The organism is Luteibacter sp. P1_D3, assembly GCF_056406135.1.
Genome location: NZ_JBFUAT010000017.1, coordinates 1 through 24307, shown reverse-complemented (window position 1 = coordinate 24307; position 24307 = coordinate 1). Strand labels below are relative to the sequence as shown.

General features: G+C 65.2%; 24 protein-coding genes. 7 read left to right on the top strand and 17 right to left on the bottom strand.

Features of this window, described 5'->3' with window-relative positions; all coding sequences use genetic code 11:
- Positions 1–32 precede the first annotated feature (32 nt).
- A complete protein-coding gene (mfd, locus tag AC1DYM_RS12505) occupies positions 33–3485 on the top strand; it encodes a transcription-repair coupling factor (protein ID WP_477338730.1) in 3453 nt (1150 codons plus the stop codon).
- A 45-nt stretch (positions 3486–3530) separates the two neighbouring features.
- Here mfd and egtD read toward each other — a convergent pair whose 3' ends face one another.
- Both egtD and egtB read right to left on the bottom strand, forming a co-directional pair.
- Complete coding sequence (gene egtD, locus AC1DYM_RS12500; protein ID WP_477338728.1) at positions 3531–4517, bottom strand: L-histidine N(alpha)-methyltransferase; 987 nt, start codon at positions 4515–4517, stop codon at positions 3531–3533.
- Entirely contained in the window at positions 4514–5782 is a 1269-nt protein-coding gene (gene egtB / locus AC1DYM_RS12495; RefSeq protein WP_477338726.1) for an ergothioneine biosynthesis protein EgtB, read from the bottom strand. Before egtB ends, egtD begins: the two co-directional genes overlap by 4 nt.
- A 187-nt stretch (positions 5783–5969) precedes the next feature.
- Between egtB and AC1DYM_RS12490 the strand changes: the two genes are divergently transcribed.
- On the top strand, positions 5970–6422 hold the full coding sequence (locus AC1DYM_RS12490; RefSeq protein WP_477338725.1) for a DUF6491 family protein: 453 nt from the start codon (positions 5970–5972) through the stop codon (positions 6420–6422).
- A gap of 174 nt (positions 6423–6596) precedes the next feature.
- Here the strand turns inward: AC1DYM_RS12490 and AC1DYM_RS12485 are convergent, their stop codons facing one another.
- The 3 genes from AC1DYM_RS12485 to AC1DYM_RS12475 all read right to left on the bottom strand — a co-directional run bounded on the left by AC1DYM_RS12485 (position 6597) and on the right by AC1DYM_RS12475 (position 9741).
- On the bottom strand, positions 6597–7004 hold the full coding sequence (locus AC1DYM_RS12485) for a hypothetical protein (RefSeq protein WP_477338723.1): 408 nt from the start codon (positions 7002–7004) through the stop codon (positions 6597–6599).
- Between the two features lie 77 nt (positions 7005–7081).
- A complete protein-coding gene (rlmKL, locus tag AC1DYM_RS12480) occupies positions 7082–9226 on the bottom strand; it encodes a bifunctional 23S rRNA (guanine(2069)-N(7))-methyltransferase RlmK/23S rRNA (guanine(2445)-N(2))-methyltransferase RlmL (RefSeq protein WP_477338721.1) in 2145 nt (714 codons plus the stop codon).
- On the bottom strand, positions 9223–9741 hold the full coding sequence (locus AC1DYM_RS12475; protein WP_477338719.1) for an alpha/beta hydrolase: 519 nt from the start codon (positions 9739–9741) through the stop codon (positions 9223–9225). The genes rlmKL and AC1DYM_RS12475 overlap by 4 nt, the downstream gene beginning before the upstream one ends.
- A gap of 45 nt (positions 9742–9786) precedes the next feature.
- Between AC1DYM_RS12475 and AC1DYM_RS12470 the strand changes: the two genes are divergently transcribed.
- From AC1DYM_RS12470 to AC1DYM_RS12460, 3 genes are read left to right on the top strand one after another with little or no spacing between them, the layout of a single operon-like run.
- The gene (locus tag AC1DYM_RS12470; protein WP_477338717.1) at positions 9787–10341 is read left to right on the top strand and encodes an N-acetylmuramoyl-L-alanine amidase; all 555 of its coding nucleotides are present in this window, start codon (positions 9787–9789) and stop codon (positions 10339–10341) included.
- Between the two features lie 49 nt (positions 10342–10390).
- Complete coding sequence (gene tesB / locus AC1DYM_RS12465; RefSeq protein WP_046969145.1) at positions 10391–11257, top strand: acyl-CoA thioesterase II; 867 nt, start codon at positions 10391–10393, stop codon at positions 11255–11257.
- Positions 11258–11261: 4 nt separating this feature from the next.
- Positions 11262–12152: a LysR family transcriptional regulator gene (locus AC1DYM_RS12460; protein ID WP_477338715.1), complete on the top strand. Its 891-nt coding sequence runs from the start codon at positions 11262–11264 to the stop codon at positions 12150–12152.
- Here AC1DYM_RS12460 and AC1DYM_RS12455 read toward each other — a convergent pair.
- The 12 genes from AC1DYM_RS12455 to AC1DYM_RS12400 all read right to left on the bottom strand — a co-directional run bounded on the left by AC1DYM_RS12455 (position 12127) and on the right by AC1DYM_RS12400 (position 23351).
- Complete coding sequence (locus AC1DYM_RS12455; RefSeq protein ID WP_477338713.1) at positions 12127–13386, bottom strand: MFS transporter; 1260 nt, start codon at positions 13384–13386, stop codon at positions 12127–12129. The two genes, AC1DYM_RS12460 and AC1DYM_RS12455, sit on opposite strands and share 26 nt — an antisense overlap.
- A 137-nt stretch (positions 13387–13523) precedes the next feature.
- Positions 13524–13979: a hypothetical protein gene (locus tag AC1DYM_RS12450; protein ID WP_477338711.1), complete on the bottom strand. Its 456-nt coding sequence runs from the start codon at positions 13977–13979 to the stop codon at positions 13524–13526.
- A 54-nt stretch (positions 13980–14033) separates the two neighbouring features.
- On the bottom strand, positions 14034–14987 hold the full coding sequence (locus tag AC1DYM_RS12445) for a multidrug resistance efflux transporter family protein (RefSeq protein ID WP_477338709.1): 954 nt from the start codon (positions 14985–14987) through the stop codon (positions 14034–14036).
- Between the two features lie 76 nt (positions 14988–15063).
- A complete protein-coding gene (locus tag AC1DYM_RS12440; protein ID WP_046969141.1) occupies positions 15064–15405 on the bottom strand; it encodes a hypothetical protein in 342 nt (113 codons plus the stop codon).
- A 65-nt stretch (positions 15406–15470) separates the two neighbouring features.
- Complete coding sequence (locus AC1DYM_RS12435; protein WP_477338706.1) at positions 15471–15935, bottom strand: nuclear transport factor 2 family protein; 465 nt, start codon at positions 15933–15935, stop codon at positions 15471–15473.
- Between the two features lie 103 nt (positions 15936–16038).
- Positions 16039–16386: a hypothetical protein gene (locus AC1DYM_RS12430; RefSeq protein ID WP_477338705.1), complete on the bottom strand. Its 348-nt coding sequence runs from the start codon at positions 16384–16386 to the stop codon at positions 16039–16041.
- A 102-nt stretch (positions 16387–16488) separates the two neighbouring features.
- Complete coding sequence (locus AC1DYM_RS12425; protein WP_477338703.1) at positions 16489–16920, bottom strand: nuclear transport factor 2 family protein; 432 nt, start codon at positions 16918–16920, stop codon at positions 16489–16491.
- Positions 16917–17429, bottom strand: a complete 513-nt coding sequence (locus tag AC1DYM_RS12420) for a nuclear transport factor 2 family protein (protein WP_477338701.1) — start codon at positions 17427–17429, stop codon at positions 16917–16919. The genes AC1DYM_RS12425 and AC1DYM_RS12420 overlap by 4 nt, the downstream gene beginning before the upstream one ends.
- 111 nt (positions 17430–17540) lie before the next feature.
- Complete coding sequence (locus tag AC1DYM_RS12415) at positions 17541–18602, bottom strand: NAD-dependent epimerase/dehydratase family protein (RefSeq protein WP_477338699.1); 1062 nt, start codon at positions 18600–18602, stop codon at positions 17541–17543.
- Between the two features lie 170 nt (positions 18603–18772).
- Positions 18773–20485 (bottom strand): single-stranded-DNA-specific exonuclease RecJ, encoded by a 1713-nt coding sequence (gene recJ / locus AC1DYM_RS12410; RefSeq protein ID WP_477338697.1) that lies wholly within the window; start codon positions 20483–20485, stop codon positions 18773–18775.
- Positions 20482–21459, bottom strand: a complete 978-nt coding sequence (locus AC1DYM_RS12405; RefSeq protein ID WP_477338695.1) for a phosphoglycerate mutase — start codon at positions 21457–21459, stop codon at positions 20482–20484. Before AC1DYM_RS12405 ends, recJ begins: the two co-directional genes overlap by 4 nt.
- A 2-nt stretch (positions 21460–21461) precedes the next feature.
- Positions 21462–23351, bottom strand: coding sequence for an ATP-binding cassette domain-containing protein (locus tag AC1DYM_RS12400; RefSeq protein ID WP_477338693.1), 1890 nt, complete (start codon positions 23349–23351; stop codon positions 21462–21464).
- Between the two features lie 174 nt (positions 23352–23525).
- Here AC1DYM_RS12400 and AC1DYM_RS12395 point away from each other — a divergent pair, with 174 nt between their 5' ends.
- On the top strand, positions 23526–23864 hold the full coding sequence (locus AC1DYM_RS12395) for a hypothetical protein (protein WP_477338691.1): 339 nt from the start codon (positions 23526–23528) through the stop codon (positions 23862–23864).
- Between the two features lie 204 nt (positions 23865–24068).
- The coding region (locus AC1DYM_RS12390; protein WP_477338689.1) for an agmatine deiminase family protein at positions 24069–24307 on the top strand (239 nt) is incomplete at its 3' end.

The window sequence follows — 24307 nt, the reverse complement described above, 5'->3', positions numbered from 1 at the left end:
ATCGGCTTGCCCGCAGCTGACAAGCCGACTTCATGCCTGTAGCGCTTCCCCGCCCGCCGCTTCCCGCCAACGCCAAGACCCGCCGCTACTGGGCCGTGCCCCATGGCTCCTCGTGGGCGCTGGAGGTAGCCGAGGCGGCCCGGGCGCACGACGGCCTGCTGGTCGTCGTCGCCCGCGACACCCGCAGCGCCGACAACCTGGAAAGCGAGCTGGCCGTGTTTGCCGGCGAATTGCCGGTACTCCATTTTCCGGACTGGGAAACCCTGCCCTACGACGTCTTCAGCCCGCACCCGGAAGTCGTCTCCCAACGCATCGCCACGCTCTACCGCCTGCCGAGCATCAAGCGCGGCGTCCTGGTGGTGCCGGTCGCTACGCTGATGCAACGCATCGCGCCGCGCACGCACATCACCGGGTCGGGGCTGGTCCTGCGCAAGGGTCAGAAGCTCGATATCAGTGCCGAACAACGCCGACTGGAAGCCGCCGGCTACCGCAACGTACCCCAGGTCGGCGAGCCGGGTGACTTCGCGGTGCGTGGCGCGTTGATCGACATCTTCGCCATGGGCGCGAACGAGCCGTACCGCGTCGAGCTGTTCGACGACGAAGTGGAATCGATCCGCACCTTCGACACCGAAACCCAGCGCTCCCAGCAGCAGGTCGATAGCGTCGACCTACTGCCCGCGCGCGAATTTCCTGTCACCGACGAGGCCGCGAAGAACTTCCGCGCCAACCTGCGCGAGCGCTTCCCGATCGATATCCGGCGCTGCAATCTCTATCAGGACATGAAGGAAGGCGTGACGCCCGGCGGCATCGAGTACTACCTGCCGCTGTTCTTCCCGGCGACGGAAACCCTCTTCGACTACATCGCCGGCGATGCCCTCTTCGTCCTGGGTGACGGCGTGCTCGACGCGGCCGAACAGTTCTGGACGCAGACCTCCGAACGCTACGACCAGCGCGCGCACGACATCGAGCGCCCCGTGCTGCCGCCGGCCGAGATCTACCTGCCGCCGGAACATCTGCGCGAGCGCCTGAACAAGCAGGTCCGCATCGATGTCGTGCCGAAGGGACAGGAGCACGCCGTCGATCTCGGCACGATGCCCGCCCCTGAAGTACCGCTCAATCGCAAGGGCGAGGAACCCGGCACCTCGCTGCGCCACTTCCTCGCCAGCTACAAGGGCAGTGTGCTCATCGCCGCGGACTCCGCGGGCCGTCGCGAGGCGCTGATCGAGCAGCTTGCCGGCGCAGGCGGCATGAAGCCCGTCATGGTCGACGGCTGGAAGGACTTCCTCGCCAGGGACGAGCGCTTCGCCATCACCGTCGCCTCGCTCGAGCAGGGCTTCGCGCTGACCAAGCCGGCGCTCACCGTCTTCACCGAGCGCGAGCTGTTCGGCGAACGCGTGCGCACCGACCGCAAGAAGCGCGTCGGCGCCGCCCGCGATCCCGAAAGCATCATCAAGGACCTCACCGAGCTGTCCATCGGCTCGCCCATCGTGCACATCGACCACGGCGTGGGTCGTTACCAGGGCCTGGTGTCACTCGATGTGGGCGACATGCCGGGCGAGTTCCTGACCATCGAATACACCAAGGGCGACAAGCTCTATGTGCCGGTGGCGCAACTTGGCCTGGTCAGCCGTTACACCGGCACCGCGCCCGAGCTGGCACCGCTGCATTCGCTGGGCGGCGACGCCTGGGAGCGTGCACGCAAGAAGGCGGCCGAGAAGGTCCGCGACGTCGCGGCCGAGCTGCTGGCGATCTACGCGCAGCGCGAGGCACGTCAGGGCGAGTCGCTCTCGATCGACCGGCAGATGCTCGAGGAATTCGCCGCAACCTTCCCCTTCGAGGAAACCGCGGATCAGCAGGCAGCGATCGATGCGGTCATCGTCGATCTCGCCGCGCCACGCGCCATGGATCGCGTGGTCTGCGGCGACGTCGGCTTCGGCAAGACGGAAGTAGCATTGCGCGCAGCCTTCGCCGCCGCCACGGCCGGCAAGCAGGTCGCCGTCCTGGTGCCGACCACCCTGCTCGCCCAGCAGCACTACCGCAACTTCGCCGATCGCTTCGCCGACTGGCCGGTCCGCGTGGACGTGGTCTCCCGCTTCAAGTCGAAGAAGGAAACCGATGCGGCACTGGAGCGTCTGGCCGACGGCCAGATCGACGTGATGGTCGGCACGCACAAGCTGCTGCAGGCGGACATCCGCTTCAAGAACCTGGGCCTGGTCATCGTCGACGAGGAACAGCGTTTCGGCGTGCGCCAGAAAGAACAGTTGAAGAAGCTGCGCGCCGAGGTGGATCTGCTCACCCTTACCGCGACGCCGATCCCGCGTACGCTGAACATGGCGATGAGTGGCCTGCGCGATCTCTCCATCATCGCCACGCCGCCGGCGCACCGCACCGCCGTACGCACCCTGATCTCGACCTACCAGCCCGCACTCATCCGCGAAGCGATCCAACGCGAGCTCGCGCGCGGCGGCCAGGTGTACTTCCTGCATAACGAAGTGGAATCGATCGAACGCATCGCGCGCGAACTCGGCGAACTGGTTCCCGAGGCGCGCATTCGCGTCGCCCACGGCCAGATGCCAGAGCGTGAGCTCGAGCAGGTCATGGCGGATTTCCATCGCCAGCGCTTCAACGTGCTCGTATCGACGACCATCATCGAATCGGGCATCGACATCCCGACCGCGAATACCATCGTGGTCAACCGCGCCGACCGCTTCGGTCTTGCGCAGCTGCACCAGCTGCGTGGCCGCGTGGGCCGTTCGCACCATCGCGCCTATGCCTACCTGATCGTGCCCGATCGCAAGGCCATGACGGCCGATGCGGAGAAGCGACTGGAGGCGCTCGCGTCGCTGGAAGAACTGGGCGCCGGCTTCACCCTCGCCACGCACGATCTCGAGATCCGCGGCGCCGGCGAAATGCTCGGCGACGAACAGTCCGGCCAGATCCAGGAAATCGGTTTCGGCCTGTACACCGAGCTGCTGGACCGCGCGGTGCGCGCGCTGAAGTCGGGCAAGGTGCCGGACTTCGATCTCACGTCCGAGCACGAGACGGAAGTGGAGCTGCACCTGCCCGCCCTGATCCCGAACGATTACCTGCCCGACGTGCACGCCCGCCTGACGCTATACAAACGCATTGCCAGCGCGCGCAACGACGACGGCCTGCGCGAGTTGCAGGTGGAGATGATCGATCGCTTCGGCCTGCTGCCGGACCAGACCAAGTGCCTCTTCGCCGTCGCCCAGCTGAAGCTCATGGCCACGCCGCTCGGCATTCGCAAGGTGGACTTCGGCGCCAGCGGCGGCCGCATTACGTTCCGCGACAAGCCCGACATCGACCCCGTCGCCCTGATCCGCCTGATCCAGACCCAGCCACGCATCTTCAAGATGGACGGCCAGGACAAGCTGCGCGTGATGATGGAACTCCCCGGCTCCGCCGAGCGCATCCGCACCGCGCAGGACACCCTGGTGTCCCTGGGGGCGAGAAGGCCCGGCTAACCGCCCTACGTGGGAGCCGCTTCAGCGGCGCTGCTTCGCTCTGGTTCAGGCGGCGGCAGGCGCCGAGTGAACCAGGTAGTGCACGCTGAAACGCTGCTCCGGGTCCATCCACACCTTCGCCACGCTGAGCCCGGCCTTGGCCGCCATCTGGGCGAAGTCCTCGAGCGAATACTTGCAGCTGTACTCGACGTGCATGGCCTCGTCCTCGCGGAACGCAAAGGTATCGTGGCCGACGTGCACATCCTGCCGCCTGGTGCTCACCAGGGCGGTTTCGATGCGCCCGGCCAGCGCGTTGTAACGCGCGCGATGACGGAACGCGTTCACGTCGAAGTCCGTACCGATCTCGCGATTCAGCCGAACCAGCATGTTGAGCGTAAAGTCGTTCGTCACACCCGCTGCGTCGTTGTACGCCGCCTCGATCTCGGCAGGGTCCTTCTTGAGGTCCACGCCAATAATGATGCCGCCGCCGTAGCTCATCTCGGTACGCATCAGGCGAAGAATACGGATCGCCTCCTTCGACTCGAAATTGCCGATCGTCGACCCTGGGAAATAAATCGCCGTGCGGCGCGGCGAACGCGAGGCGATGGGCAGTCGCAACGGCTGCGTGAAGTCGGCACACACCGGTTGCATCGGGACATCCGGAAAACGCGTGGCCAGCTCCGCCACGCTTTCCATCAGCGCGGAACGCGAGATCTCCACCGGCACGTAAGCTACCGGGGTAACCAGGTGCTCGAGCAGCATGCGCGTCTTGATACCACTGCCACTGCCGTACTCCACCAGGCGTACATCCGGGCCCAGCGTCTCGGCGATATCACCCGCATGGTCGCGCATGATCGCGATCTCGGTACGGGTGAGGTAGTACTCGGGCTGTTCGCAGATGGCCTCGAAGAGCGCCGATCCGCGCTCGTCATAGAAAAGCCGCGACGGAAGCTTTTTTGCCTTCAGCGCGAGACCACGACGAACGGTATGCAGTGTGTCCTCGACATCCGGATGGCGGTCGTCTACATGGATGTCTTTCGGTTGAGCGCTCATCGATCGTTTCCCAGTCGTATCCCCGAAAACTGCCAACGGGCGTGGGGAGGAAAGAAGTTCCGGTAAGTCGCACGAACGTGGTCAGCGGGCGTGGCGCAGGATCCTCCGCGAAGAATCCACTGCCCGTTCATGAACTTGCCGTTGTATTCGCCAAGGGCCCCGGCCAAAGTCCGGAATCCCGGGTAACTGACATAAGGGCTCATTGTCCATTCCCAAACGTCGCCGTACATCTGACCGAGTGGGGACTCGAACGATGAAGCACGAGGTTGGAACGCCCCGGTCTCCTGAAGGTTCCCGTGTACGGGCAAGGTCGACGCCATCGTTTCCCACTCCACCTCGGTGGGAAGCCGCGCGCCGGCCCAGCGCGCGAACGCGTCGGCCTCGAAGTAGCTGATGTGACAGGCGGGCGCGTGTGGATCCATCGCGCGGCGCCCCTGCAAGGTGAATTCGGTTTCCAGTGCCTCGTCCCAATACAGCGGGCGCTGCCAGTGCTCAGCCTGCACGAGCGCCCAGCCATCGGCCAGCCACAGCGAGGGCTGGCGGTAGCCCCCGTCGGCGACGAAGGCCAGGAATTCCGCGTTGGTGACCGGGCGGTTGGCCAGCGAGCCCGCCTGTCGGTACGTGCGATGCCGTGGACCCTCGTTGTCGAACGCGAATCCGTCACCGCTATGGCCGATCTCGACGATGCCTTCGTCGAACGGAACAAAGGCAAGCGCCGGCGCGGCCACGGAAAGCGAGCGCGGCGCATCGGGCGCGAACGCCGGCTCGAGCGGGTTCTGCGCGAAGGCGTGCTTGATGTCGGTGAGCAGGAGCTCCTGGTGCTGCTGTTCGTGCTGGACACCGAGTTCGACCAATGCTGGCAGGCTGGCATCGTCACCGCGAGCAATCAGCGCCGCGATGGCTTCGTCGACACGACATCGGTAGTCCCGGACCTCGTCCAGCGCCGGCCGGGTCAGGAGCCCCCGCCGTGGCCGGGCGTGCATCGGACCGACCGACTGGTAGTACGAGTTGAACAGGAAATGCCATTCCGGATTGGGCGACACATAATCCGGGTCCCGGGACAGGATGAACTGCTCGAAGAACCACGTCGTGTGCGCGAGGTGCCACTTGGTCGGACTGGCATCCGGCATGGACTGGACGACCGTGTCCTCGGGCTTCAGGCGCGCCGCCAGCCCCGCCGTACGGTGGCGGATGGTCAGGAAGCGTTGAGCGAGGTCCGCGCTGGCCGGCGGGCGGGGGTCGATGCCAAGCGGTCGGACGGTCATAGGTGGGGGTTCCTGCACTGCCGACGGACTCGTCAGTCATTACGGAAACCTTGCCAGCGGATACGTTCAACGAACGTGAGCGGACCCGACCGCCGCCTTAACGGCAGGTGCACCGACGCCGCCTTTTTTCTCGTTTCGAGGCACAAACAGGCTTAACGTGCAGATTCCTACGAAGGAGAGTCCGGCCATGAAAGTCCGTCACCTGTTTGTCGCTTCACTGCTGGTTACCGTGGCCGCCCACGCCGCCGAGCAGAGCCCCGTCGCCGGGCCCGCCCCAGCGGTGAAGGCTCTCGAATTCAACGACTGCATGCGGACTGATCGGATCACCGACTGGAAGGTCGTCGACGACCGTACCCTCCTCGTCGCTACCGGACCGGATCACTTCGTGATCAAGACGAATGTGGACTGTCCGCGCATGGGCTTGGGCGGCGGCGTGCGCTTCCAGACCGCCGAGAGCAACCGGGCCATTGGCGGCTTCCGCATCTGCGGCACGCCAACCGAAAAGGTCGATCGCATCAACAACGACCCGCCGTGCAGCATCGAGTCCGTCCAGACCCTCGACAAGGCGACTTACCAGTCCATGTCGAAGAACGCCAAGCTCAGCGGGTCGGGAGCGGGCACGAGCGGCTCCAAGCCGTAAAGCGATGGACAGCCGTGAGCGATGGACAACCATGTGGGAGCCGCTTCAGCGGCGATAGCCAGGTCGCCTCAGGCCCTATCGCGGGCAGCCGGCTCCCACATCAAGCAAAAAAAAGCCCGGCTATAAGCCGGGCTCTTCATTCAACGGTTCAGCGAAGACCTCGCCTGACGAGGATCAATAGCCGTCGTCACGCACGTAGCGGGTGGTGCTGTAGCCATCGTCCACGTAGGTCGTGGTGGTCACGCGGCGAGTCACGACCGGCGCGTCCTGATAGACGACCGTCGACGGGCGGTAATACGCCGGACCGTTGTCATACACCACCGTGCGCGGCTGCGAAGCGTTGGCAACGAGGCCGACAACGGCACCGGCAACGATGGCTCCGGCGATCCAGCGACCGGCGTTGTCGTAGTGACCGCGACCGTAGTAACCGCCACGGCCGCCGTAGTAACCACCACCGTGGTAACCGTAACCGCCATGGTAGCCACCGCCGTAGCCATACCCACGTGCGAACGCACCAGGTGCGAACGCCATCAGGCCCGCGGCAGCGAGCAGGAGGGCGGATTTAGCGAACTTAGCTTTCATGACAATTACCTCCGGGTGTTGAGCGCAGATTCGCGCTCGGCCACTGAATCCGGACTGAAGTTTTATCCACCGCCCGTTCACGTTTTCCACGGGTTCACGTACGGCTTCCGAAGCAACCAGCAGCCATGGATGTTGTGGCGGCGGGCGAAGTCGAACGGGATGCTCGGTGCGCTCCAGTCTTCAATCTGGAAATGGGGTTCGAGGGCCGCCCGATCAAGCTGGAAGCGACGGAAGTTGTTCGAAAAAACGATCACGCCATCCGGCAGCAAGCGCTCGTTGCAGGCCATGAGCAGCTTCACATGGTCACGCTGGACGTCGAAGTCGTCAGCCTTCTTCGAGTTGGAGAAGGTCGGCGGATCCACATAGATCAGGCCGTACTGCATGCTGCGCTTTTCCAGGAAGGTCATCGCGTCTTCCTGGACCAGCCGGTGACGGGCGCCGCTATAGCCGTTCAGGTCGAGATTGCGCGAGGCCCAGTCCAGATACGTCCCCGAGAGGTCCACCGTCGTGGTGTCGCGCGCGTCGCCGGCCGCCGCATAAACGCTGGCCGTACCGGTGTAGGCGAACAGGTTCAGGAAATGCTTGCCGGCGGCAAGTTCCCGGATCTTGGCGCGCACCAGGCGGTGGTCGATGAACAGACCGGTATCGAGGTAGTCGGTCGGGTTGATCAGGAACTTCAGCCCGCCCTCATGCACCTCGATGAATTCGCCCTTCTGGTCGAACTGGCCGTACTTGGAGCCGCCCTTGCCGCGCTCGCGCGTCTTCACGGCGATGCGGTCACGCGGAATCTCCAGAACTTCGCTCGCCACCCGGACGATCTCGCGCATCCGGATGCGTGCGACGTCGACCGGTACCTCCAGCGGTGCCTTGTACTCCTGGATGTGCAGCCAGTTTTCGTAGACGTCGATGGCTGCCGCGTACTCAGGCAGGTCCTGATCGTAGGCGCGCCAGCAGGTGATGCCCTCGCGGCTGAGACGCTTGCGCAGGTGGCGGACGTTCTTGTCCAGCCGGTTCTTCAGCATCTGCGCGCCGTCCGACAGCGGCTTGGGCTCGCGCGGCGCCTCGTCCCGCGCACGCAGGGCGAAGGTGAGCAGCGGGGTTTCCAGGGCGCCGTTGAACAGCGCGTAACGCTTGTCCGGACTCAGACGCAATGCACGGCCGAGCTCGTCGTCGCCGGCGAGGACGGCGGCGCGCCAGCCGGCGAAGCGGTCCTTCAGGGCCTGACCCAGATCACGGTACAGCGCCGGCAGTTCGGCGCGGTCGCCCAGGCGCTCGCCGTAAGGCGGGTTGGTGATCACCAGGCCCAGCGGCGTTTCCGGCGGCGGCTCGACGTGGACGGCGTCGCGGCGATCCAGGTGGACGAAGCCCGCCACGCCCGCACTCTGCGCGTTGCGCTTGGTGGTCTGGATCATGTGCGGATCGGAATCGCTGCCGAAGAACACCGGACGCAAGGCGCGCAGGCCTTCGTCGGCACGGGCCTTGGCTTCGTCGTAGATCGACCGCCACAGCGAGTAGTCGTGCTTGGCCCAGCCGAGGAAGCCGTAGTAGTCGCGCTGCAGGCCCGGTGCCACGTCGGCGGCCATGAGCGCGCCCTCGATCAGCAACGTACCCGAGCCACACATGGGATCGACCAACGCACCGCCTTCGGCGTAGATCCGCGGCCACTGGGCGCGGACCAGCATGGCGGCGGCGAGGTTTTCCTTGAGCGGGGCTTCGCCCTGCTCGTGGCGCCAGTTGCGGCGATGCAACGGCAGGCCGGAGAGGTCGATGGACAGCGTGGCGCGGTCACGGCGCACGCGCACGTTGACGCGCAGGTCCGGCTCTTCCGGATCCACGTCCGGGCGCGAACCCGTCGCGGCGCGGTACTGGTCGACGATCGCGTCCTTGGTCTTCAGCGCGATGAACTGGCTGTGGGTGAGCTTGCTCATCGCCGTGTTGGCGTCCACCGCCAGCGTGCCGTGCGGAGCCAGGTGCTCGGACCAGTCGATGTCCTGGATGCCCGCGTAGAGCTGCTCCGGATCGGCGGCGTCGAACTCGGCCAGCGGCAACAGGATGCGGCTGGCCATGCGCGACCAAAGACAGGCGCGGTAAGCGGTCTCGATGGAACCGGTGAAGGCGACGCCGGCGAGTGCCTCGCGGACGTCGCTGGCGCCGATGGCGATCAGCTCGTCCTTCAACAGGTACTCGAGGCCTTTCGGGCAGGTGGCAAAGAACTTGGTCATGCGAGGTTCCCCAGGAAGCGAAGGAACTCGGCTTCGATGTCGGGCAAGGTGGCGCCTAGGCGGTGGTCGTCCTGCACGAGCAGGGCGGGAATGGCATGAGCGCGGGCAAAGGCCAGCGCGTCGTCCAGGGGGCAGACATCGTCGGCGTAGCCATGGACGAGGAACGAAGGAACGCCGGGACGCAGGGCGAAGTCCCGGGGATAGCCCGGAATCGTCGTCGGCAGGGCCAGCAGGAACAGGCCCGCCACCGGCGCGTCCAGCGAGGCCAGGCCGGAGACGAAGGCACCCATGCTCGAACCCACCAGGACCGGCGGCACGGGTGAGTCGGCGATCGCCCGGGCCAGCTGGGCCAGGCGTGGATCGATGCYGCCGGCATAGCCGCGGGCGTCGTCCTCACGGTAATCCGGCCGGACCGTGGTCCAGCCGAGCGATTCGGCCAGGGCCGCCAGGACGCTCACCTTGGTGGCATCGGGGCCCGAATCGGAACCGTGGGAAAGAATGATGTGGCCGCGCATGGCGGTCTCCGGACGCGGAATGACCGGCTATGTTATCAAAGCGCCATGATCGACATTCTCGACACCCCCCTACCCTATGTCGCCCGCCTGCCTGAACGGGCCGCGGACACCATCGACCTCGTGGTCATCCACTGTACCGAGCTGCCCGACCTGGCCATGGCCAGGGAGTACGGCGAGAAGGTGCTGTACGAGTCAGGTGCCGGTAACAGCGGTCACTACTATGTCGACCGCGACGGCACGGTGCTCTGTTACGTGGATCCCCTGCGCGTCGCCCACCACACGCGTGGCTACAACCCGCGCTCCATCGGCATCGAACTGGTCAATACGGGGCGCTACCCGGACTGGTTCCACTCGGCGAAGCAGACCATGACCGAGCCGTACCCCGAGGTGCAGATCACCGCCCTGCGCGCCCTGCTCGATCACCTGACCGCACACTTCCCATCGCTCAGGCACATCGCCGGTCACGAGGATCTGGACACCGCCATGGTCCCTTCCAGCGACGATCCCGAGAACGAAGTGCCGCGCAAGCGCGATCCGGGCCCGCAATTCCCCTGGGTCCGCGCGTATGACGCCGGGCGCCTGGGCCGGCTCGGGGGCTGAGGCCCGCTATACTCCGCGCTCCATCGCGCCCCGTTCAGAAGGCACCCTCATGTCGGAAACTCACGTCGGCGAGCTCGTCGAACTCCTTGAACTCGAACGCCTGGAAGACAACCTCTTCCGCGGCCAGAGTCGGGACATCGGCACACGCTTCGTCTTCGGCGGCCAGGTGCTCGGCCAGGCCCTGTCGGCCGCACAGCGCACCGTGGATGCCAAGCGCGAAGCGCATTCGCTGCACGCGTACTTCCTTCGCGCCGGTGACATCAATGCACCGATCGTCTACAGCGTGGAGCGCACGCGCGACGGCGGTTCGTTCTCGTCGCGCCGCGTGGTCGCCATCCAGCATGGTCAGCCCATCCTCAACGGCTCCATCTCGTTCCAGGAGCCGGAAACCGGCTACGAGCACCAGATGACGATGCCGGAAGTGCCGGCGCCGGAAGACATCGAGCCGATGCACGCGATGAACGCGGAGCAGGTCGCCAAGCTGCCGGAAAAAACCCAGCGCTGGCTCGGCATCAACGGCCCGTTCGAGTTTCGCCACGTGTGGCCGCGCGACGAACTGCGTCCGGCCAAGCGTCCGCCGTACCAGCACATCTGGTTCCGGCTCACCGCGCCGATCGAGGACACGCAGTCGCTGCACCAGGCCCTGCTCGCCTACGCCTCGGACTTCCACCTGATCGGCACGGCCACCCTGCCCCACGGTATTTCCTATCTCACCCGCAACATGCAGATGGCCAGCCTGGATCACGCCCTGTGGTTCCATCGGCCGTTCCGCATCGACGAGTGGTTGCTGTATTCGTTCGACAGCCCGACCTCGCAGGGTGCGCGCGGCCTCGCACGCGGCATGATCTACACACGTGACGGCCGACTCGTCGCCTCCACGGCGCAGGAAGGCCTGATCCGCGTCCGCCCCGACTGAACGCATGAGCATCGAGCTACGGCACCTGCGTTACTTCATCGCCGTCGCCGATGAGCTGCATTTCAGCCGTGCCGCCGAACGGCTGGGTATGTCCCAGCCGCCACTGAGCCAGCAGATCCGCGATCTCGAGGGGATGCTCGGGCTTCGGTTGCTGCGACGGACCAATCGGCGCGTGGAACTGACTGACGCGGGGCGCGTTTACCTCGACGCCGCCCGGGAGATCCTCGCCAGGGTGGATGAAGCCGGCGACCTCGCCCGTCGTGCCGAACGCGGCGAGATCGGTGAGTTGCATGTCGGGTTCACGCAAAGCACGCCCTTGATCGCCCGCTTTCCACGCGCCGTGCGTGCGTTTCGCGAAGCCTTTCCGGCCGTGCGCCTGGTGCTGAAGGAACACAACACGCTGCAGCAGATCGAGCGCTTGCTCGACGGCAGCCAGCAAGTCGGACTGATCCGCGGCACCGACCTCCCCCCGGCGCTGGTCGCGCGCAAGCTGGTGGAGGATCCGCTCGTGGCCGTGTTGCGCGCCGACCATCCGCTGGCAAAGGGACGCCGGCCGCGCGTTCGCGTGGACCAGCTCGCCGCGGAACCGTTCGTCGTCTTCAGCCGGAACGCCGGGACGGGTGTCGCCGCGCAGGTCCAGGCCATGTGCCRTCATGCCGGCTTCGCTCCGCGCATCGCCCAGGAGGCCGGTGAGTCCGCGACCATGGTGGGCCTCGTCGCCGCCGGACTCGGCGTGGCCGTCCTGCCGCAATCGATGAGTCAGGTGCATGTCGAAGGGGTTGCCTATGTACCCATCGATTCGCCCGATGCCGCCAGTGCCCTCTACCTCGTGCACCGCCGCAGCGACACGTCGCCGCTGGTGAAGGCCTTCATGCAGCTGATGCTGAAGGCCTGAGACGGCGCAGCTTCACGGCGATCGCCAGACCGGCGAGGACCAGTACGGCAACATACGCGACGACACCGTTCCAGCCGGCGTGTGTCCAGGCAATGCCGCCCAGCGAGCCCGCGATGCTCGAGCCCATGTAGTACGAAAACAGATAGAACGACGATGCATGCGCACGCGCGAACGTCGCCCGTTTGCCCACCCAGCCACTGGCAATGGAATGACCGCCGAAAAAGCCGAAGGTCATCATCGCGATGCCCATGACGATCGCCCACAGCGACGCGCTCGCCGTGAGTGCCACGCCAGCCAGCATGATCACGAAGGTGGTCCGCAGCACGCGGTGGCGACCGAGCCTGTCGGCGACCTTACCCATCCACGCCGAACTCGCCACGCCCACCACGTAAACCATGAACACCGCACCGACGTGCGATTGCGACAGCGAGAACGGTGGCGCAAGGAGGCGATAGGCCACGTAGTTGTAGATCGTGACGAAAGCGCCCATCAGCAGGAAGCCTTCGGCGAACAGCCACGGCAGCCCTCTGTCGCGCCATAGCGAAGCGAACGATGCAATCAGCTCGCGTGGATGCGCACGACGCTTTTCGAAATGCACTGACGCGGGCAAGCCGCGTGCAACGAGCGCCGAGGCAAGCAGACCCAACGCACCAATGATCGCGATGGCGACACGCCACGATGCATGGTCCGCGGCGAATCCGGAAATCAATCGCCCGCCCATRCCACCGATCGCATTGCCACCGATGTAGAGGCCCATGGCGAAGCCCAACGAGTCGCCGTGGATCTCTTCACTCACGTAGGTCATCGCGACGGCCGGCAAGCCGGCCAGCGTGATGCCCAGCAATGCACGTAGCACGAGGAACGTACCCCAGTTCGGCGCCATCGCACTGAGCAGGACGAGCAGCGACGAGCCAAGCAGCGAGGCGAGCATGACCGGCTTGCGGCCGAACACATCCGAGATGGCACCGGCGAACAGCATCGACACGGCAAGCACGCCGGTCGTCAGCGAGAGCGACAGGCTGCTCGACGCGGCGTCCAGCGAAAAGGCGCGCGAGAACGCCGGCAGCAGGGGCTGCACGCAATACAACAGGCCGAAGGTCGCGAAGCCCGATGAGAACAGGGCGAGATTGGTGCGCCGGAACGCCGACGTGCCATGACGAATGCGCCGATCCACCACAACGGCCGGCGCGGCGGACGACGAGCCGTCCACGGGAACCTCCAGGGAATGAGCCATGCGACAAGGCTAGTCCCTGAATTGAGTCGAATCGATAGAGCCGAAAGTCCGCTTCCATACCCAGAACGAATCAATCGCCAGCAGATCGTTAGGTAGGAGCCGATTCATCGGCGAAAGGGATTACCTCAGCCCCGCAGTTACCGCGCCACCGTACCCGCCCCACCCCCATCCCACTGGATCGCCGAGGCCAATTCCTCATCCGTCAACGCCAGACTTCCCCCATCCGCCTCGGCCTTCACCGCCACGACATGCCCGTCATGGCGCGACAGTTCGCGACGGCCCGCCGTCGCCAGCGCGTTGGCGCGAACAGCGTCGGCGGCCATGAGGACCAGCAAGGTCGTCGACCCGGCGACGAAGCGCACGCCGCTGGTCGCCCCGGACTTCGCCAACGCCTTCGAGTCCAGCGGTACGGCCTTCACCTTGCCCGCCCAGCGCGGCGGCGCGACGAAGGTGTAACCGGCCGCCTCGTCCCGCCAGGCGAAGCGCTTCATCGGTTCCGGCACGGGTGCAGCATGGCCCTGGACACCCGGCGGTGTCTGCGCTGATGCCATGAGTGGGAGGCCAAGTAGCAATGCGAGCGTGAGCGATTTCATGGCAGGGTCTCCTCGAGTCGCCTTGCAGCCTACGCCCTGCGCGTGGCGGCAGCGTCAAGCGCCCCGATCGGCCACGGCGTCCGGAGCGTCGGAAGCACCCTCCCGACCGCTGACCCACGCGAACAAGGCGATCCCGACCATGATGGCGACGGCGCCAAACGCGGCAACGGGTCCGGGTAGCGCCTCGTGCAGGAAGATCACGCCCACGACGGTGGCAAACAGCAATTCGGCGGCCTGCATTGCCTCCACACCGGCCAAGGCGGTGGGCTGCCGCCCGACCATCTCGGTGGCATGGAAGAACAGCACGGTGGCAATCACGCCGGACGACAAGGCCACACCGCCGGCCAGCAACGCCTCGCGCAGCGACGGTGGCCCCACGGTGATCCACGTCGCCACAGCGAGCAGAAGCCACAGCGGCCAGCTCGCCAGCGTCATTCCGAACACGCGCTGCACCGGCCCGAGCTTCGTCCCGGTCCGTTCGAGATGCAGCAGGATCATCCGGTTGCCCAACGGATAGGCGAAGGCAGAAAACACGACGGCGCCGACGGCCAGCCACGCCGATGCATCAAGTGCCCCGTGCGAATGCCCGAACTGCAGCAACATCACCCCGCCAACGATCAACACGCCGATGGACAGGGCGCCGACGTGCCAGCGCGCCCTCTCGTCCCGGTAGATGAAGGGCGCCAGCAGAGGCCCCGCCAGCACCGTGGTCTGAAAGCTGCCGGCCACCAGCCACGACGGCCCACTGCTCGCCGCCCAGGTCAGCGGCACGCCGAACAGCACGAAGCCCACGCTGCTCCATGTCAGCCACTGGCGTGTATGCCTGCGCAGCTCGTGAGGCAAGGCGCCGAAGCCGCCCTGGAACGGCAGGACGAGCGCGAGGAGCGGCAAGGTGATCAGGTAACGAAGGATCACCGCCCACTGCCAATGTCCCCCGCCGCTGACGACGGCTCGATTGAGGACATAGGTGAAGGTGAAGAACAGCGCCGAGATCAGCGCGATCGCCACCGCCTTGAGGGCATGGGAACGCATGGAAAGCCTTGCATGAAGCGAAGGCCGAGTGTGCCAGCGTCCCGCGGAGTCGTCATTCGGATTCGTTCAACTCCAGGAAGAGTTCCTGCAGCTCGCCACCGATCGGCTGGCCGCCCACCGAGAGCGTTACGTCGGCTTCGATGCCGGACACCGGGCAGCAACCGTCGAAGATACCCAGCATGTTCGCCGTCGTGTCGATCATGATGTTCCGGATCACTTCGATGAGTGTCTCCTTACCTTCCTCGTCCAGCGAATTGAACATCGTCAGGGCACGGATCCACAGGGGATCCACGGCACATTCCACCGGTGTGGTGCGAAACATTTCGTCGTAGACCGCGAGGTTGTCGCGGACCACGGCGTTCTGGATGGCCAGGACGAAGCGATCGGGGGACATGGGTGCCACCTGCAAAGGGGACGGGTTAAGTGATGCACCCTATGTGTGGGAGGAAAGCGCCCGGGTCAATGGGCCGGGTCGGCGATCTTCGTCGCCTGGGTCGCCACGAGCTGCCAGCGGCCGTCCCGCCGAAAAAAAACGTCGGTGAAACGCAGGTTCATTTCCCCCGTATGGCCCTTGTACGTCCCGCCGAGATGATCGGTCCCGGTGACGACGGCCGTGTCGCCCATCAACTGGATGCGCAGCGGGCCATGGTCGATGAACGAGGGCCTGATCTGCCCGCTGGCAAACAGCGCGATATCCTCGTCGCGGGGAAGCGCCGAACCGTTCATGCCCTGGATGACCAGGTCCTTCGCGTAGAAATGCTCGAGAAAAACGGTATCGCCCTTGATCCGGGCGGTACGCCAGTCGTCCTCCAGACGCGTGATCTCCGCCTCTGCCGATGCGGACGTAGTCGCTACCGCCGGGCGTAAAGCCAACACCACGAACAACAGCCCAGCGAGCCCCATAAGACGCGTTGCATCACGCATAGTTCCACTCCCCGTGAACCCCCTGGATGCCGAATATAGGTCTGACGCAGGAACTGCTCAACACCGACCGATGGTCTATGCCGCGACTTCCGGCGGGATCGAATCAGTGGTTTTCACCGCTCGTCCGTCGCGGGCAGCGCGAGGCAGGCACGTAACCCGGCCAGATGGCGTCGTAGAAGTAGCGTTCGAGCGCCGAGGGCGGGTCGTAGGGCCGACTCTCGACAGGAATCAGCTTACGCAGCCGGGCCTCGTTGTGTTCCGCCCAACGCATGACCATGCGCTGCATCAGCGAGACGCCCTTCACCGTGGTGCCCTGCCCGCGCCGTGGCCCATAACGCCAACGTACAACCCAGCTACCGTCCTGCGGGCTGACACGGGCGAACGCCCGCGACGTCCCTTCCAGGATCGCGTACTGCCGTTCCCCCATCTGGACCCAGTGAACCATCGCCATGGGACGAGATTAGGCGGCCGGCGTCTCAGATATGTGGACGGAACGACAGGTCTACCCGAGGTTTATCGGGCAGGTGACTGATCCCACCCGACATCCGCTCGGTCAATGACTGGGCGGAAACCAAACCTTCACGATCTGGCCGTCACGAACCTCGTAGATCGCGGCCATGTCCGGCAGGACCTTGCCGGACGGAAGACCGAGGACGTGCTCCTTGTCGATCACCGTTGGGCCTGTGAGGGTCCGCTGGACGATCCGCACGCCCATCTCTCTTGGCGTGGTTTTCAGAAAGGCGAAGGCCGTGAGGATGCCCGCCCGCCCCCGGATCGCCGGCCGGGAACCATCGAGGTAGATCATCTCTACGTTTTCGGCATAGCAGCTGGCGAAGTCTTCGACGTTATGGGCGTTGTAATAGGTGAACTGCGCATCGACGACGGCCGCGGGCGTGGGCTCGACGCCAGGAGCAAGGCAGGCGGCATGCGACGACATGGTTGTGAAGACAAGTGCAGCGCCGAAAAACATAACACGCCCGCTCATTTCGCCGGATCCAGTATCACGGAATAAAGCATGGCGTTGATCTTCCAGCCCTCGTCGGTGCGAACGACCTGCCAGGTTTCGTTGCCGTGGTTGGTCGGCTTGCCATCGAGGAGGAACACATAATCGAAATAGACCGAGCCGACAACGCCGTCCGTATCGATGCGCACGTTGTCGAAGGTCTCTTCGATGGCGTGGGTCGTGCTGCCGACAAACGTCGTGAAGCTCTTGTACGCGTCCGGCTCAGCCCTGACACGTTTGGCATCGGGTTTCTTCGCACGGGTCCGCTCGAGCGAGGAGGCGTCCATCGCGGAAAACCAGCTGCTGTTCTCGGTGACAAAAAGCGTGTCGAGTTTCGCGCCGTCCTTGGCGATGATGGCGGCCTTGAAGCTGTCGACGAGCTGGTTTATCTCGGCTTTGGCGGTTGTCGATGTCGGCGCTGGGGCCGCTGCGTGAGCGAACGATGTAGCGAGTAGCGCGGTAGCGCACACGGCGACGTTACGAGGAAGCATGGCATGGTGTCCTGGGCGGAAGAAACCGCAGACTAAAAGCAGCGCGATGCACCTTCCACACCTGTGCGACAGAGCGGTTTCCCGGCGCGTCGAGCCGTTGGGCTCAAGGCACTAGGACATCTCCAGATACCATTCAACGAGCCGCTCGAGATCCTCCTCGTCTACCGGCCGATCCGCTCGTGTGCGGCCGATCGCTCTGTCCAGCTTCGAGCGGGTGAACTGCCAGTCGGTGTTGGCAAACGGCAGCCTCGCTTCCATCCCGGTCGCCATCGTCTGTTCCAACTCCGTCTCCGGCGCGGAATAACGAACCTCGACACCACAAAGGCGCCCGATCTGCGCAACGACATCGTCGAGTGACAGACCACGCCCCCCGGAGCAGTTGAATATCTCCAGACCAGGTGTTTTGTCGCGTCGATTCGTCAGCAACATGGCCTGATGGACCAGACGGTCGACAGGCATGAAGTCCGGTCGGCTCGTACCCACCAGCGGCAAGTTGAACGATGCCTGCTTGCTCGCGGCGATCACTTTCATCGCCTCGACAAACATGTACATGCCGAAGCCGTTCCTCACTGTCCATCCGGTCGCAAGATGACCCACGACGAGGGTCGGCCGAAAAAGCGTCACGGGCAGAGGCGATCCAGAGGACAGTAGCGCCAGCGAATGTTCGGCGCATCGTTTGCTCACCTGGTACGGATTGATGCAATGGCCACCGAAGTGCAACGTTTCGTCGACGTCGCCGCCGTCCATGCCAACGACATAGGCCGTCGACATGTAGTGGAACCGACGGCATCGCGGCGCGTAAGCGGAGACGTGTCGATACAGGTCGGTGGTCATGCCGACGTTCGTGGCGAAGGTCCGCGCGAGGTTCTTCGTCGCCATGCTCATCTCCGCAGCGACATGCCAGACGTGAGTGACCTCAGCGAGGCGAGCGACCGTCAGTGGCGCCACGTAGCCGTCGTCGTCGGCTTGAAGAACATGCAAGTTTCGACGTAACGTCACGCCCGTCAGGTGAATGCCAAAGCCTTTTGCCGCGCCGAGCACGGCGGTACGTGTTCGTTCGCCATCGGCATCGTTTCGAACCAGGGCAATGACGTTGGCGGACTCCGCCAGGAAATTGGCCGCCAGGGCGCTTCCAACGAAGCCTGTCGCGCCTGTCAGGAGGATCGTCTCCATGTTTCATCCTTGAGTTCGCGGCATTCCCATCCTGGAACGCGAGTGCGACTGAGCCTAGTCACCCATCCGCACTGTCGTCAACCACACCGACGGTGGTTGGCACATTTTCGGAATGGCGCCGCAACCAGGTGCTCGCGCGTGCCTGCTTTGAGCAGGCACCGAGCTGAGCTTCAGCCTACCGGCTCCATATGCGTCAGCAACAGCCGCAGGCTCTCCCTACCCTGCCAGTCGTTGACCGACAACTCGTACGCCACGCGCATACGGTCGGGTGGCGGCGTGCCGTCATAGCAGTTGAACATCACGGCATCGAGCGGCGCCCCGCCCTGCGTATGGCGCAGTTGCAAGCGAAGGTGGCGGCTACCCATCGGCTTCCACGAGGCGCACTCGAAGCGCGCTTCGAAGATCGGCGGCGGGAAGCCCTGCCCCCACGGCCCGGCGTAGCGAATCTGCTTTGCGAGGTCGAGCGTGTGATCGCGATAGTCGAGTTCGCCGTCCGTGTGCACGAGGGCCTGGAGGCGTTCGTCGTCGAGATGGCCGCGCGCTGTTGCGTCGAACGCAGCCGCGAAGCGATCAAAGTCGGTCGCATGAAGGCTCAGACCCGCGGCCATGGCGTGACCGCCAAATCGCAGGATCAAGCCGGGATGCTTCGTGTCGATCTCCGCCAGCGCATCACGGATATGGAAGCCGGGAATCGAGCGGGCCGAGCCGCGCAGTTCGTCGCTGTCGTCGCCGGCCGGCGCGAACGCCATCACGGGACGATGCAGCTTTTCCTTCAACTTGGACGCGATCAAGCCAACGATGCCCGGATGCCAGCCTTCGTCGAATAGCGCGACGCCCACCGAGTCGACGTGCGCGGCGCGCGCCACCATCGTTTCAGCTTCGTCGACCATACCGGCCTGCATCTCGCGACGCTCTTGGTTGATCGCCGAGAGCTGTTCGGCGTATCGACGCGCGATGGCATGGTCATCGGTGAGCAGGCAGGCGACGCCTAGCGACATGTCTTCGAGACGTCCCGCTGCATTGAGCCGAGGGCCGATGGCGAAAGCCAGATCCGTTGCACCGACGGTCGCCAGTGAGCGGCCGCTGGCTTCGATCAGGGCCGTGATGCCCGCGCAGGCCTTGCCCGCACGCATACGCTTGAGCCCCGCCTCGACCAGCACGCGGTTGTTGAAGTCCAGCACGACCAGGTCCGCGACGGTGCCAAGCGCAACAAGGTCGAGTAGCCGACTGAGGTCTGGCTCGCCGGCTGCGAAATGACCGGCATCGCGCATCGCCGCGCGCAGCGCCAGGAGCAGGTAGAACATGACACCGACGCCGGCGAGCGCCTTACTCGGGAATCCGTCACCGGCGAGGTTCGGATTCACCATGGCGTTCGCATCGGGCAAGCTGTCACCCGGCAGATGATGGTCGGTGATCAAGACGGCGATACCGCGCGCACGTGCCGCCGCCACGCCCGCCACGCTGGCCACCCCATTGTCGACGGTAACGATCAGATCGGGCGTCGGGTCCAGGGATGCGACGAGCGCTTCGCTCAGACCGTAGCCGTGCACGAAACGATTCGGCACCACATGGCGTACGTGACGCGCGCCGAGCATGCGCAAGCCGCGCTCGGCGACGGCCGTACCCGTGGCGCCGTCACAGTCGTAGTCACCGGCAATGACGATGTGCTTGTCGCTGGCAATGGCTTCCATCAGCAGCGCGACTGCCGCATCCATCCCACCAAGCAGGTTCGGCGACAACATGCGTGCCAGGCGATGCTCCGCACCATCCGGCGTGGGCACGCCGCGTGCGGCGTAGAGCCGTTGAATGACCGGGTGGATGTGTGGCGGCCAGCCGGTCGGCGCGATCGCGACCTGACGCTGGCGCCAGACGCGCCCCGTCATGCCTTGCGCCAGAAACGCAGGAGATGACGCTTGCGGATGACCATGCGCACGCCATCGGCGAAGGCGAGGCGCAGATCGGATCCGGCCTCGAGACGCGCTTCGATGGCCGGCCACCAGACCTGTTCGAACTCGGCGGGCTGCACGTCCTGCAGGTCCAGCAAGCTGTATGTAGGAGCCGATTTATCGGCGATAGCAGCCTTGCCACGAGCACCCATCGCCGATGAATCGGCTCCTACCGAGCGGCCGCCAGATTCGGCGAAGGCGCTGCGGGGCTGGACGTCGACGTTGGCACGGTGGCCGAGCGCCCAGGCCAACAAATCATCGCTGTAGATTCGGCCCAGGCCACACTCGACCCAGTCGGGCAACGCACCGGCGCCCCATAACCAAACGCTGTTGACCGGCGGCAGTCCGCGCGCGACACGCGCCGCGTTGACCGGATGGTTATGCAGCACCACCTGTGCCTCGTTGATCAGCGCACGCCAGCGACGGCCTTCCTCGCCCTTGGGCAGTTGCTCGAACAGGTCCGCACCCAGCGCTTCCTCGGGCTCGGGAAATGAGGGTACGTCGACGTATTTGGGCAGGCGCAACTGCCAGTGCTGCGAGTCGCCGACGAGCAGGGTCATGCCTTCGGCTTCGAACGTCTCGGCGAGGGCCTTGACCAGCGCCATGGACTCTTCCAGGCGCAGGCCGAGATTGCCGCAGGCCAGCAGGCGCGCGCCATTGAGTTCCGGCTGGACCCAGGCGGGATCGGCCGAGAGCCACAAGGCATCCCCTGCATCGCCCGCGACGGACTGGCGGATGAGCGCAGCCGCCGGCAAGGGCCCAGCCGGCCAACGGAATTGCTCCGCCATCGCCACCAGGTAACCGGGCAAGGCGGCCGGCAACGTCGTGCCGCGCGCGAGCCACGCCGCGAAGGCGGGCACGTAACGGAGCTTTTCACGGCTCGGCAGCAGAACGTTGAGGGCGACGCTCATGCTCAGACCTCGATCTGTTCCAGGATGCCGAGCCATTCCAGCTCGACCGTTTCTTTCTCGCTACGCAGGTCGGCCTGGCGCTGGCCAAGCTTCACCAGGTCCGCAGTGCTGCCACCGTAGACCGTCGGATCGGCAAGCTTGCCTTCGATGTCCGCGAGTTCCTTGTCCATCGACGCGATGAGGGTTTCGATCTTCTTCACGCGCGCACGCAAAGGCTTTTCTTTCTCGCGTTCTTCGGCGCTGAGCTTGCGCTTCTCCTTGGCGGCTTCCTGCACCGGCGCGTTCTGCGGCGCCGAAGCGACGGCCGCGGTCTTGCGCGTGGTGCCACGCGTGCGTAGCCACTTGGCGTAGTCGTCGAGATCACCGTCGAAGGGCTCGGCCTTGCCGTCGGCGACGCGCCAGAACTCGTCGCAGACCATGCCGAGCAGATGGCGATCGTGCGAGACCAGCACAAGCGCGCCGTCGAAATCGGCGAGCGCATCGGCCAGCGCTTCACGCATGTCGAGATCGAGATGGTTGGTCGGCTCATCGAGCAGCAGGAGATTTGGCTTTTCCCAGGCGATCAGCGCCAGGTCGAGACGCGCACGCTCGCCGCCGGAAAACTTGTCGACCGGTTCGAAGACGCGATCGGCCGGGAAGTTCCACGTGCCGAGGTAGTCGCGCAGGATCTGCGCGCCGGCATTCGGTGCCTTCTCCTGCAGGTGGTCGAAGGCACTCCAGCCTTCGTGGAGGCTTTCGACCGTATGCTGGGCGAAGTAGCCGATCTTCATGTCTTTATGGAAGCTGCGCTCGCCGACCAGTGGTTCGAGCTCGCCGACCAGGGACTTCACCATGGTCGACTTACCGGCACCGTTCGGACCGAGCAGGCCGATGCGATCGCCGGCCTCGAGGCCGAAGGCGACATCGCGCAGGACGACCTGATCACCGTAGCCCGCGTCGATGTGATCGAGCTGCAACATCGAGGTCGGCAAGCGGTCAGGCGTGGGGAACGAGAAACTGAAGGAACGCTCCGCGCGCACGGCTTCGGTACCGGCCATCTTCTCCAGGCGCTTCATGCGCGACTGCGCCTGCTTGGCCTTGGATGCCTTTGCCTTGAAGCGTTCGATGAAGGACTGCAGGTGGGCGCGCTCGGCCTGTTCACGCACATGGGCGATCTGCTGCTGGCGCAGGTGTTCGGCGCGCTGGCGTTCAAAGGCGGTGTAGTCGCCCGTATAGAGCTTGGCCTTCCCTTCGTGCAGGTGCATCGTGTGCGAGATCACGCCGTCGAGGAATTCGCGATCGTGCGAGATGATCAGCAAGGTGCCCGGATACCGGCGCAGCCACTCTTCGAGCCAGAGCACGGCATCGAGATCGAGATGGTTGGTCGGCTCATCGAGCAGAAGCAGGTCCGAGGGCGCCATCAGCGCGCGTGCCAGGTTCAGGCGCACGCGCCAGCCGCCCGAGAACGAGGCGACGGGTCGCTCGTGGGTCTCCGGGCTGAAACCGAGGCCATGCATGAGCCGGCCGGCACGCGCACGGGCGTCGTAACCGTTGAGCTCTTCGATGCGCATGTTCGCCGTGGCGACGGCCTCGTAATCTTCCGCGTCGTAGGCATTGGCTTCCGCCTTGAGCGCGGCGGCCACTTCGGCATCGCCGCCAAGCACGTACTCGATCGCCGGGTCGGGCAATGCCGGGGTTTCCTGATCCACGGAGGCCAGACGGACCTTGGAGGGCATGTCCAGCTCGCCGACTTCCGGCTCGAGCTCGCCTTTCAGGGCGGCGAACAGGGTCGACTTGCCACAGCCGTTACGGCCGATGACGCCGAGCGCCCAGCCGCTCTGGATAGTGAGGTCCATCTGCGAGAGCAGCGTACGGCTGCCCCGGCGCAGGGCGAGGTTGCGAAAAGAGATCATGAATAGGGTTACTGCGATGAGCGACTGCCCATGATAGCTGGCCCGCCGACCCACGGGGCCGAAACGCGACGCAGGACACAGCCGTGAAGCCCGGTGCACGCCGCCCATGGCGCGGGATGGGGCGGCATGTTAAAACGGCGTCTTGCGCCGCATGGGGAGCGCGACGGAGCCATCATGAATACCTTCAAGCCTGTTTTCACCGCCATCGCCCTGGCGATCGTGTCCGCCTCCGTGGCGCCTTCGGTTCATGCCGACAGCCTGCTGATGCAGCGTGTCCAGCAGGAAAAAGGCATGAGCCTGCCCAAGAAGGGCATGAGCATGGCCGAGGTGGAACGCCAGTTCGGCGCGCCCACCTCCAAGCTTGACTCGCGCGGCGGCGGCAGCGCCAAGCAGCCGGTCATCAACCGCTGGATGTACCCGGGCTACATCGTTTATTTCGAGCGCAGCCACGTGGTGCATACGGTGCTGAATACGCCGGCGGGTAACAATACCAACCCGCAGACCGCCAAATAACGGACCTGGCGTGTTGTTGTAGGAGCCGATTCATCGGCGAATGGGTGCTCGCCGGTACTTCGCCCGCTACCGCGGGATTGCCGATGAATCGGCTCCTACCGAGCAGGGGGTCGACGATGCAGGCAGGGTGTCGACGCTATTGGGGCAACGGTAACCCGGAAGCCCTACAATAGGCGGCTTCCCTCCGCTGCCTTCCTCGCCGCCATGACCGACCGCACTTCGTATCGACTTCCCGCCGAGTGGGAGCCGCAGGCCGGCGTGCTGATCGCCTGGCCGCATGCGGACACCGACTGGGCCGACCGCCTGGACGCCGTCGAGACGACCTATGTGGCGCTGGCCGCCGCGGTGACCCGCTTCGAACCGCTGCACATCATCGTGGCCGACGCCGCGCTGCGTGAGCGCGCCCGCCTGGCGATCACCGAGGCCGGCGCGGACCTCTCGCG

Excerpts from the sequence above, each read along its gene's own strand:
- AC1DYM_RS12440 (WP_046969141.1), bottom strand. The coding sequence starts at position 15,405 with ATGTCCCCCGATCGCTTCGTCCTGGCCATCCAGAACGCCGTGGTCCGC.
- AC1DYM_RS12490 (WP_477338725.1), top strand. The coding sequence starts at position 5,970 with ATGAAAGTCCGTCACCTGTTTGTCGCTTCACTGCTGGTTACCGTGGCC.
- egtB (WP_477338726.1), bottom strand. The coding sequence starts at position 5,782 with ATGACCGTCCGACCGCTTGGCATCGACCCCCGCCCGCCGGCCAGCGCG.
- mfd (WP_477338730.1), top strand. The coding sequence starts at position 33 with ATGCCTGTAGCGCTTCCCCGCCCGCCGCTTCCCGCCAACGCCAAGACC.
- AC1DYM_RS12405 (WP_477338695.1), bottom strand. The coding sequence starts at position 21,459 with ATGAGCGTCGCCCTCAACGTTCTGCTGCCGAGCCGTGAAAAGCTCCGT.
- AC1DYM_RS12425 (WP_477338703.1), bottom strand. The coding sequence starts at position 16,920 with ATGAGCGGGCGTGTTATGTTTTTCGGCGCTGCACTTGTCTTCACAACC.
- recJ (WP_477338697.1), bottom strand. The coding sequence starts at position 20,485 with ATGACGGGGCGCGTCTGGCGCCAGCGTCAGGTCGCGATCGCGCCGACC.
- AC1DYM_RS12450 (WP_477338711.1), bottom strand. The coding sequence starts at position 13,979 with ATGAAATCGCTCACGCTCGCATTGCTACTTGGCCTCCCACTCATGGCA.
- AC1DYM_RS12470 (WP_477338717.1), top strand. The coding sequence starts at position 9,787 with ATGATCGACATTCTCGACACCCCCCTACCCTATGTCGCCCGCCTGCCT.
- AC1DYM_RS12485 (WP_477338723.1), bottom strand. The coding sequence starts at position 7,004 with ATGAAAGCTAAGTTCGCTAAATCCGCCCTCCTGCTCGCTGCCGCGGGC.
- egtD (WP_477338728.1), bottom strand. The coding sequence starts at position 4,517 with ATGAGCGCTCAACCGAAAGACATCCATGTAGACGACCGCCATCCGGAT.
- AC1DYM_RS12400 (WP_477338693.1), bottom strand. The coding sequence starts at position 23,351 with ATGATCTCTTTTCGCAACCTCGCCCTGCGCCGGGGCAGCCGTACGCTG.
- AC1DYM_RS12395 (WP_477338691.1), top strand. The coding sequence starts at position 23,526 with ATGAATACCTTCAAGCCTGTTTTCACCGCCATCGCCCTGGCGATCGTG.
- AC1DYM_RS12420 (WP_477338701.1), bottom strand. The coding sequence starts at position 17,429 with ATGCTTCCTCGTAACGTCGCCGTGTGCGCTACCGCGCTACTCGCTACA.
- AC1DYM_RS12430 (WP_477338705.1), bottom strand. The coding sequence starts at position 16,386 with ATGGCGATGGTTCACTGGGTCCAGATGGGGGAACGGCAGTACGCGATC.
- AC1DYM_RS12415 (WP_477338699.1), bottom strand. The coding sequence starts at position 18,602 with ATGGAGACGATCCTCCTGACAGGCGCGACAGGCTTCGTTGGAAGCGCC.
- rlmKL (WP_477338721.1), bottom strand. The coding sequence starts at position 9,226 with ATGACCAAGTTCTTTGCCACCTGCCCGAAAGGCCTCGAGTACCTGTTG.
- tesB (WP_046969145.1), top strand. The coding sequence starts at position 10,391 with ATGTCGGAAACTCACGTCGGCGAGCTCGTCGAACTCCTTGAACTCGAA.
- AC1DYM_RS12435 (WP_477338706.1), bottom strand. The coding sequence starts at position 15,935 with ATGCGTGATGCAACGCGTCTTATGGGGCTCGCTGGGCTGTTGTTCGTG.